At 67.7% G+C, this 8,892-nt stretch carries 9 protein-coding genes; 6 read left to right on the top strand and 3 right to left on the bottom strand.

Annotated elements, in window-relative coordinates; translation table 11 throughout:
• On the top strand, positions 1-650 hold a 650-nt coding region (locus L995_RS14325; protein ID WP_047472389.1), incomplete at its 5' end, for a LysR substrate-binding domain-containing protein.
• A gap of 3 nt (positions 651-653) precedes the next feature.
• On the opposite strand, the gene L995_RS14320 is transcribed toward L995_RS14325, so the two are convergent.
• The gene (locus L995_RS14320) at positions 654-1,550 is read right to left on the bottom strand and encodes a LysR family transcriptional regulator (RefSeq protein WP_017406462.1); all 897 of its coding nucleotides are present in this window, start codon (positions 1,548-1,550) and stop codon (positions 654-656) included.
• Between the two features lie 94 nt (positions 1,551-1,644).
• Here L995_RS14320 and L995_RS14315 point away from each other — a divergent pair, with 94 nt between their 5' ends.
• Positions 1,645-2,505: a DMT family transporter gene (locus tag L995_RS14315; protein ID WP_047472388.1), complete on the top strand. Its 861-nt coding sequence runs from the start codon at positions 1,645-1,647 to the stop codon at positions 2,503-2,505.
• 29 nt (positions 2,506-2,534) lie between these two features.
• On the opposite strand, the gene L995_RS14310 is transcribed toward L995_RS14315, so the two are convergent.
• Together L995_RS14310 and L995_RS14305 are read right to left on the bottom strand one after the other, a co-directional pair.
• Complete coding sequence (locus tag L995_RS14310) at positions 2,535-3,119, bottom strand: DJ-1/PfpI family protein (RefSeq protein WP_016449139.1); 585 nt, start codon at positions 3,117-3,119, stop codon at positions 2,535-2,537.
• Positions 3,120-3,261: 142 nt separating this feature from the next.
• On the bottom strand, positions 3,262-4,185 hold the full coding sequence (locus L995_RS14305) for a phosphoribosylaminoimidazolesuccinocarboxamide synthase (RefSeq protein WP_016449140.1): 924 nt from the start codon (positions 4,183-4,185) through the stop codon (positions 3,262-3,264).
• 364 nt (positions 4,186-4,549) lie between these two features.
• Between L995_RS14305 and hpf the strand changes: the two genes are divergently transcribed.
• The 4 genes from hpf to L995_RS14285 all read left to right on the top strand — a co-directional run.
• A complete protein-coding gene (gene hpf / locus L995_RS14300) occupies positions 4,550-4,909 on the top strand; it encodes a ribosome hibernation-promoting factor, HPF/YfiA family (protein ID WP_016449141.1) in 360 nt (119 codons plus the stop codon).
• 155 nt (positions 4,910-5,064) lie between these two features.
• On the top strand, positions 5,065-5,538 hold the full coding sequence (locus tag L995_RS14295) for a PTS sugar transporter subunit IIA (protein ID WP_016452020.1): 474 nt from the start codon (positions 5,065-5,067) through the stop codon (positions 5,536-5,538).
• 32 nt (positions 5,539-5,570) lie between these two features.
• Complete coding sequence (gene hprK, locus L995_RS14290; RefSeq protein WP_016449143.1) at positions 5,571-6,527, top strand: HPr(Ser) kinase/phosphatase; 957 nt, start codon at positions 5,571-5,573, stop codon at positions 6,525-6,527.
• A gap of 246 nt (positions 6,528-6,773) precedes the next feature.
• Positions 6,774-8,892, top strand: a 2,119-nt coding sequence (locus tag L995_RS14285) for a TonB-dependent receptor (RefSeq protein WP_047472387.1), incomplete at its 3' end; no start/stop codon positions are given.

Below are 8,892 nucleotides of genomic sequence, written 5' to 3'. Positions count from 1 at the left end.
GCCAGCTGGCCCGGGGCGAGACGCGGCTGCGCCTGTCGCTGGGCGCGCGCTTTGCCACGCAGTGGCTGCTGCCCCGGCTGCCGCGCTTTCGCGCCGCGCATCCGCAGATCGAACTGAGCTTTGACATCAGCGACGAGGTGCGCGACTTCGACGCCGATGACATTGATGCCGGCATCCGCTTCGGCACCGGCCGTGATGCGCACACCCTGGCGGTGCGCCTGTTCGACGCCAGGGTGATCCCCGTCTGCAGCCCGGCCCTGCTGCAGTCCGGCCCGCCGCTGGCCAGCCCCGCCGACCTGCTGGGCCACACGCTGTGCCACGTGGACTGCATGGTGGACGGCCAGGTCTGGCCGAACTGGCCGATGTGGATGGCAGCGGCCGGCGTGGAGGGCCTGGACGCAGGCCGCTGCATCGCATTCACCGACTCCAGCCATGTCGTGCAGGCCGTGCTGGACGGCGGCGCCGTGGGCCTGGTCGAGCAGGACCTGGTGGCCGAAGACCTGGCCCGCGGCCGCCTGGTGCGCCTGTTCGACATCGCCGTGGGCCTGGGCCCGGCCTATGCCTACAACCTGCTCTACCCCCGGCGCAGCCAGGGCCGGCCGGCCATCGAGGCCCTGCGTGCGTGGGTGCTGCAGGAGGCCGGGCTGTAGCGCCTACTTCCGTACGGGATCGGCAAATCGCATCAACCCGCGCACCACGGCCTGCACGGCCGGGTCTTGCTGCGAGGCGCTGCGGCAGGCCAGACCCAGCGGGCGTGTCAGGGCGGGACTCAGCCCGCGCTGCTGAAGGGTGCGGCTGACGGCGTCCATGGGCTCCTCGCGTGGCAGGACGGTGGGACCGTGGCCTGCGGCGACCAGGGCGCGTATGCCTTCGGGATAACTCATCTCCATGCGCGGCTGGGGTAGCAGGCCGGCCTGGGCAAACCATTGCGACAGCAGGCGGTGCATCTGGGTGCCGGCGGCAAAGCCTATCCAGGGCTGGGCGTTGAGCCATTCGGGCGTGATCTGGTCGGGCAGCGGCATCTGCGGCGGCGCGAACAGCTCCATGGGGTCGTTGCGCCAGGCCAGCACCTCGAGCCCCGCAGCCACGGGCTGGGGCAGGCCGACCAGGGCTAGGTCCAGGCTGCCGGCCGCCAGGCGCTGCATGGCCTGGGCCGAGCTCACGACTTCCAGGCGCAGCTCCACGCTCGGTGCGTGCTCGGCCAGCCATTGCAGCAGTTCGGGCAGCAGCAGGGGGCTGACGCCGGCCGAGGCGCCTATGCGCACGCTGGCGCCAAAGCCCTCGGCACGCTTGCGCACCTGGCGCAGCAGGGATTCGCTGTCTGCCAGCAGGCGGCGTCCGCCTTCGGCCAGCAGTTCGCCCGCAGGCGTCAGCTGCGCCTGGCGCTTGCCGCGCACCAGCAGCGGTGTGTCCAGGCGCGCTTCCAGCTCCTGGATGTGCAGGCTGACGGCAGGCGGTGACAGGTGCAGGGCCTGGGCCGCGGCGGCCAGGGTACCCAGGTCGGCCACGGCCACCAGGGTCTGGAGCTGGTCGAGGTTCAGGCGTCGCATCAGGTTTCCTGAAGATAAGGTTCCGAAGATTCGACTTTATCTAATCTGGGTGCGAATCCATCATCCCGTCCCGTATCAGGAACGAGGCCATGGAATGGAATTGAGCAACGCGGTGCTGGCCGCGGCCCTGGGGGCCGCGCTGATGAATGCGGGATGGAACAGCGCCATCAAGCTGGGCGGCGACAAGATGGTCGCCATGGCGCTGACCACGGGGCTGGCCAGCCTGTGGTCTCTGCTGGTGCTGCCCTGGCTGGACTGGCGTGCGGCGGCGCTGTGGGATGCATCGGTGTGGTGGTGGCTGGCGGCTTCGGTGGCCGTGCACACCGTCTACCACTTCGTGCTGCCGCGGGCCTACCAGCATGGCGAGTTCGGCGTGGTCTACCCGGTGGCACGTGGCAGTGCGCCACTGTTCGTCACGCTGGGCGCGGCGCTGCTGGCCGGTGAGTGGCCGGGCGCGACCGGGCTGGCCGGCGTGCTGTGCCTGTCGCTGGGCGTGCTGGCGCTGTCGTTGCGCAGCGGCGCGGCCAGCGGTTATGGCGGCAGCGGCCATGCGCTGGCCACGGGCGCCATGATTGCCTGCTACACGGTCATCGACGGGCTGGGTGCGCGCGCATCCGGTTCCGCGTTGCTCTATGCGGCCCTGCTCACGCTGGGCGATGGCCTGGCCACGGTGCTGATCGTTGCCTGGCGGCGCGGTCCTGCCGTGCTGCGCGCCGATGCACGCACCTGGCGCCTGTGCGCCCTGGCCGCCGCCATGCAGCTGAGCGCCAGCTGGATGGCGACCTGGGCGCTGTCGCAGGCGCCCATGGGGCTGGTGTCTGCACTGCGTGAAAGCAGCGTGCTGTTTGCAGGCTGGATTGCCGCCTGGCTGATGCGCGAGCGCCCGGGCCGCGTGCGCATGCTGGCCTCGGCCCTGGTGTTCGGCGGCATCGTGCTGGTGCGCTGGGGCGGCTGATCCGCCCGGCGCCAACGGCGGCTGCGTGCTCAGCCGTGGCTGATGCGCGTGCCCAGCAGGGACAGGAACTGTGCGATCCAGGCCGGATGGGCCGGCCAGGCGGGGGCGCTGACCAGATTGCCTTCGGTGTGCGCCTGGTCCACGCCGATATCGGCGTAGGTGCCGCCGGCCAGTTCGACCTCGGCACGGCAGGCCGGGTAGGCCGAGCAGGTGCGGCCCTTGAGCACGCCGGCGCCGGCCAGCAGCTGGGCGCCATGGCAGACGGCGGCCACGGGCTTGTTGTTGTCGAAGAAGTGGCGCACGGCGGCGCGCACGGCATCGTAGTTGCGCAGGTATTCAGGGCCGCGTCCGCCGGGGATCACCAGGGCGTCGTACTGCTCGGGCTTGATGTCGGCGAAGCTGGCGTTGAGCGTGAAGTTGTGGCCGGGCTTTTCGCTGTAGGTCTGGGCGCCCTCGAAATCATGGATGGCCGTCTTGATGTGGTCCCCCGCCTTCTTGTCGGGGCAGACCGCGTGCACCGTGTGTCCCACGGCCTGCAGGGCCTGGAACGGGACCATGGTTTCGTAGTCCTCGCAGTAGTCTCCGCAGATCATCAGAATCTTCTTGCCGGCCATGTGCTTGCTCCTTCGAAAAAAGTCAGAGGGAACGAGCATTGTGGCAGTGTCGGTGACGCCAACGTGACCGGCTGCAGAAACGGGCCCGCGCAATGAAAAAGAGAGCCGAAGCTCTCTTTTGCGGGGACAGGCAGGCTGCAGCTCAGGCCGTCAGGCGCTGCAGCGCTTCGCGGTACTTGGCGGCCGTCTTCTCGGTCACCTCCTGGGGCAGGCGGGGCGCCGGGGCGCTCTTGTCCCAGGGCTTGCCGTTGACCTGGGCCTGCTCCAGCCAGTCGCGCACGAACTGCTTGTCGTAGCTGGGCGGGTTCTCGCCCTTGGCCAGCGCCTGGGCATAGCCTTCCACGGGCCAGTAGCGCGAGCTGTCGGGCGTGAGCACCTCGTCCATCAGCACCAGTTCGCCGTTTTCGTCCAGGCCGAATTCGAACTTGGTGTCGGCAATGATCATGCCCTTTTCGAGGGCGATGGCCGCAGCTTCCTTGTAGATGCGGATGGCTGTATCGCGGATCTGGGAGGCCAGCTTCTCGCCGACCATCTCCACCGTGCGCTCGTAGGTGATGTTCTCGTCATGGTCGCCCATCTCGGCCTTGGCGGCCGGCGTGTAGATGGGCTCGGGCAGCTTGGCGGCGTTGGTCAGGCCTTCGGGCAGGGGAACGCCGCAGACCGAGCGCGATTCCTGGTATTCCTTCCAGCCGCTGCCGGCCAGGTAGCCGCGCACCACGGCCTCGATCAGCACGGGCTTGAGGCGCTTGACCAGCATGGAGCGGCCCGTGACCTGGGGCACTTCGGCGGGCGTGACCACGGATTCGGGCGCTTCGCCGGTCAGGTGGTTGGGGCAGATGTGGCCGAGTTTGTCGAACCAGAACAGCGCCATCTGCGTCAGCAGCTCGCCCTTGCCGGGGATGGGCTCGCCCATGATCACGTCAAAGGCCGAGAGGCGGTCCGAGGCCACCATCAGGATGCGGTCATCGCCCACGGCATAGTTGTCGCGCACCTTGCCGCGCGCGAGCAGCGGCAGCGAGGCAATGTTGGAAGTGTGCAGGGCGGAGGGACGGGACTGGGTGGTCATGTGAGGCAAGGGGCAATCTGGCAAAGAGGCTGCAGGGGCCGGAGGGCTGCAAGCGGCACGCGCAGGAGCGCGATTCTACCCAACGGCGCCTCACGGTGACGGACGGCCTGTGGCCACCCCCACCCCAGGGGCGCAGCCTGGCAAACCCGCCGATTGTGCGCCCAATCGCATGGCGCGCAAAACCCGCCTCCAAGGCCCTGCACCGTCCTGCGCTATCGGCTTGCGGCGTTGCTTTTGACCCGACCCGGGCGCATAGTGGATTCGCAAGCAAACGAATGCGCATTCCGGCCTGCAAGCACCTGTCCCGGCGGATCGTCCCCCGGTGGACCGGGCTGTTTCCATCCAGAGCAAGGAGTGTTTAGATATGAATCTGACGATTAGTGGGCATCACCTGGAGGTCACTCCCTCGCTGCGCAGTTACGTCATGGCCAAGCTCGAACGCATTCTTCGACACTTTGACCAGGTGGTGGATGTCAAGGTCTTGCTGACCGTTCATAACCAGAAGGAGAAGGAAAAGCGCCAACGTGCCGGTTGCACGCTGCGCGTCAAGGGCCAGGATCTCTTTGTCGAAACCTCTCACTTCGACCTTTATGCCGCCGTCGACGCGCTGGCTGACAAGCTGGACCGCCTTGTGGTGCGCTACAAGACCCGCCAGCAGGGCAGCCGCTACGGCACGGCCAAGCGGCTCGATGATGCTGGACTGACCCTGGCGTCAGTCGGGTGACAGGTAAGGCGCCGGCCCTGTGCGGGCGCTTACAATACCTGCGTTTTTGTGGCTGATGTGCCACGCACGACCACCGCCCTTCGGGGCGGTTTTTGATGGGGGTCAGGGTTTCCCCACGGTTTCCGGCACTGCGGTGCATAATTGTTTCCCGAACCATGAACCGTCTTGCCTCCATCCTGCCCGCCGCTCAAGTGCTCGTGAGCGTCGACGTCACCAGCAAAAAGCGCGCTTTCGAAGAAGCAGGTCTGCTATTCGAGAGCCTGCATGGCCTGTCCCGCGCACTCATCACCGACAGCCTCTTCGCGCGTGAACGCCTGGGCTCGACGGGGCTGGGCCATGGCGTGGCCATTCCCCACGGTCGCATCAAGGGGCTGACCGCTCCGATGGCAGCCGTGTTCCAGCTGGACCATCCCATTGGCTTCGATGCGCCCGATGAGCAGCCCGTGGGCCTGCTGATCTTTTTGCTGGTGCCCGAAGCGGCGACGCAAAAGCATCTGGAAATCCTTTCTGAAATCGCCGAACTGCTCAGCGACAGCCAGCTGCGCGAGCGGCTGAAGTCCTGCGGCGATGCGGCCCGGCTGCATGGAATGATTGCCGGCTGGCAGTCTTCCGCCGCTCCGCTGGTCTAGACTTTCGTCTTCCCCTTTTCACGGGCCTTGCCATGAGACCCAGTGCCATCAGCGCCGACGTCCTTTTCGAGGAGTTCCGCTCCAGCCTGCGCTGGGAGTGGGTGGCGGGCCTGGGGGCCTCGGAGCGCCGCTTCGACGAGATGGCCGTGCGCTCGGCGCGCTCGGGCGCCGATCTCGTCGGCTACCTGAACTACATCCATCCCTACCGGCTGCAGGTGCTGGGCGAGCGTGAGATCGCCTATCTGACCAACGCCACGCCGCAGGACTGCCAGCGCCGCGTGGCACGCATCGTCACGCTGGAGCCGCCCGTGCTGGTGCTGGCCGATGGCCAGACGGCGCCCGAGGCGCTGCTGTCCATGTGCGAGCGTGCTCACATTCCCATGTTCGCCACGCGCGAGCAGTCGGCCTTCGTGATCGATGTGCTGCGCGCCTACCTGGCCAAGCATTTCGCCGACCGCACGACCATGCATGGCGTGTTCATGGACATCCTGGGCATGGGCGTGCTGATCACGGGCGAGTCGGGCCTGGGCAAGAGCGAGCTGGGGCTGGAGCTGGTGACGCGCGGCAACGGCCTGGTGGCCGACGATGCCGTGGACCTGTACCGCATCAACCAGACCACGATCGAAGGCAAGTGCCCCGAGCTGCTGCAGAACCTGCTGGAGGTGCGCGGCATCGGCCTGCTCGATATCCGCGCCATCTTTGGCGAGACGGCCGTGCGCCGCAAGATGCGTCTCAAGCTCATCGTGCACCTGGTGCGCAAGGAAACCATGGAGCGCGAATACGAGCGGCTGCCAGCCGAGCCGCTGACGCAGGACGTGCTCGGCGTGCCCGTGCGCAAGGTGGTGATCCAGGTGGTGGCGGGCCGCAACATCGCCGTGCTGGTGGAGGCGGCCGTGCGCAATGCCATCTTGCAGCTGCGCGGCATCGACACCTACCAGGAATTCGTGCAGCGCCACCGCCGCGCCATGGAACGCGGCGACACCTTTTAGCGGTCTGCGCCGTCGCGGCGTCCGGCTGCCTGTTGCCGGCGGCCTGTTGCCTGGCCCCCACTGTTTTCCCCGGGATTGTTTGCGGACCGTGCGCCCATGTTTGCGCGCGGTGCGTTGTCGTTGTTTTCTCAAATAAGAATAATTCTCATTTTCTATAATTCGGGCAGATGCCGTATCCGGCCTGTGTCCCGACGGGCTGCGGGCCTGGATGCGGCGCATTTTCTTCCGCCTTGAAAGCCCTCCCGGATGTCCTCTCGTTCCCGCACCGGCCTGCCGCGCGCAGGCGCTGTCAGCCCCTTCGCCCCCGTTTCACCGTTCCACGGCCTGGGCACCATCGCCCGTGTCTGCGCCATGGTTGCCGCTGCCGCTTTGCCCGCCGCCTCCTGGGCGGCCGACGCCGAACTGGGCGAGATCACGGTGCGCAGCACCACCGATCCCCAGGCACTGCCCACCGTGGCGCCGGGCGGCCAGGTGGCCAAGGGCGCGGGCCTGGGCGTGCTGGGCCAGCGCGATGTGATGGATACGCCGTTCAACATCACCTCCTACACGGCCGAAGGCATTGCCGACCAGCACGCGACCACGCTGATGTCGGTGCTGGAAAACGACCCCTCCGTGCGCTTCACCACCAACACCGGCCACGCCTACGAGAACTTCACCATCCGCGGCCTGGGTGTGAATGCCTCGGAACTGGGCTTCAACGGCCTGTACGGCCTGGCGCCCGATGGCCATGTGCCCACCGAGATGATCGAGCGCGTGGAAGTGCTCAAGGGCCCGGGTGCGCTGCTGAGCGGCATGACGCCGGGCGGCGCCGTGGGCGGCACCATCAACCTGGTGACCAAGCGTCCGCTGGCCCGGGACCTCACGCGCGTGACCACCATGCTCAGCAGCTCCTCGCAGCTGGGCCTGCAGGCCGATGTGTCGCGCCGCTTCGGCCCGGAACGCCGCCTGGGCATACGCATCAACGGCAGCACCTCGGGCGGCGATACCGAGATCGACGGCCAGAACCGCCGCCATGGCCTGGGCGCACTGGCGCTCGACTACCAGGGCGACGGTTTCACGCTGGGTCTGGATGCCTACAGCTACCGCTCCAACATCCGCGACGGCAGCCCGATGATGGTCAGCATGCAGAACCTCAAGCAGGTGATTGCAGCGCCCGACGCCAAGACCAATCTCTTCCCGGGCATACGTGCCCAGCAGCAAAGCGATGCGCTGATGCTGCGCGGCTCGGTGGACCTGGGGGCGGACTGGACGCTGTTCGGCTCGGTGGGCAGCGGCAAGCATTCCTATGACGGCATGCTCAACGGCACGCGCGTGGTGATGCGCGCCCAGGGCGACGGCTCGGCCGTGGGTCAGACCTACAACCAGTACGGCTACACCGACAGCATGGCGGCCGAGTTCGGCGTGCGCGGGCGCCTGCGCACGGGCAGCGTGAACCATCTGCTGGTCGCCTCCGTGAACTGGATGAACCAGAAGGGCGGCCGCGCGGCCGTGGCCACCAGCGCCAGCTACATCACCAACATCTACGACCCTGCGCCCATCACGCTGGCCGGCCCCTACGGCGCCATCAAGCAGGAGCGCGACGACGTGCTCAGCAGCCTGGCCCTGGCCGACACGCTGAGCTGGGGTGGCGACACCGTACAGCTCACCGTGGGCGCGCGTCTGCAGCGCGTGAACCAGAAGATGGCGCGCTATGACGAACATGCCATCTCGCCCGCGCTGGGCCTGGTGGTCAAGCCCTGGGGCGATACGGTCTCGCTGTACGCCAACCATGTGCAGGGCCTGAGCGCGGGCTCCATCGTCGGCGCCACCTACGCCAATGCCGGCGAAGTGTTCGCGCCCTACAAGACCAAGCAGTTCGAGATCGGCGCCAAGTGGCGCACGGGTGATTTCACGCAGACGGTCTCGCTGTTTCAGATCGAGCGGCCTTCGTCCGTGGTGGAGACTGCGACCAACCGCCTGCTGATGGATGGCGAGCAGCGCAACCGGGGCCTGGAGTGGAATGTGTTCGGCGAGCCGCTGCGCGGCACGCGCGTGCTGGGCGGCCTGGCCTATACGCAGGCCATCCAGAGCAAGACCCAGGGCGGCGCGCGCGACGGCTACGGCGTCTACGGCGTGCCGCGCTGGACGGCCAACCTGGGCGGCGAGTGGGATGTGCCCGCGCTGCCGGGCGCCACGCTCACCGGCCGCCTGATCTACACGGGCGCGCAATGGGTGAATTCGGCCAACACGCTGAAGATGCCCAGCTGGACCCGCGTGGACGTGGGCGCGCGCTATGCCACCCGCATCGCGGCCAAACCCGTCACCTTCCGCGCCACGGTGGAGAACCTGTTCGACAAGTCCTACTGGGCCGGTAGCTTCAACGCGG

The sequence above is a fragment of the Delftia sp. ZNC0008 genome, from assembly GCF_000799035.1.
Lineage (GTDB): Bacteria > Pseudomonadota > Gammaproteobacteria > Burkholderiales > Burkholderiaceae_C > Comamonas > Comamonas tsuruhatensis.
The sequence above is the reverse complement of the archived record's forward strand: the minus strand, read 5'-3'. Positions and strand labels throughout refer to the sequence as shown.

Excerpts from the sequence above, each read along its gene's own strand:
- L995_RS14310 (WP_016449139.1), bottom strand. The coding sequence starts at position 3,119 with ATGGCCGGCAAGAAGATTCTGATGATCTGCGGAGACTACTGCGAGGAC.
- hpf (WP_016449141.1), top strand. The coding sequence starts at position 4,550 with ATGAATCTGACGATTAGTGGGCATCACCTGGAGGTCACTCCCTCGCTG.
- L995_RS14315 (WP_047472388.1), top strand. The coding sequence starts at position 1,645 with ATGGAATTGAGCAACGCGGTGCTGGCCGCGGCCCTGGGGGCCGCGCTG.
- hprK (WP_016449143.1), top strand. The coding sequence starts at position 5,571 with ATGAGACCCAGTGCCATCAGCGCCGACGTCCTTTTCGAGGAGTTCCGC.
- L995_RS14320 (WP_017406462.1), bottom strand. The coding sequence starts at position 1,550 with ATGCGACGCCTGAACCTCGACCAGCTCCAGACCCTGGTGGCCGTGGCC.
- L995_RS14295 (WP_016452020.1), top strand. The coding sequence starts at position 5,065 with ATGAACCGTCTTGCCTCCATCCTGCCCGCCGCTCAAGTGCTCGTGAGC.
- L995_RS14305 (WP_016449140.1), bottom strand. The coding sequence starts at position 4,185 with ATGACCACCCAGTCCCGTCCCTCCGCCCTGCACACTTCCAACATTGCC.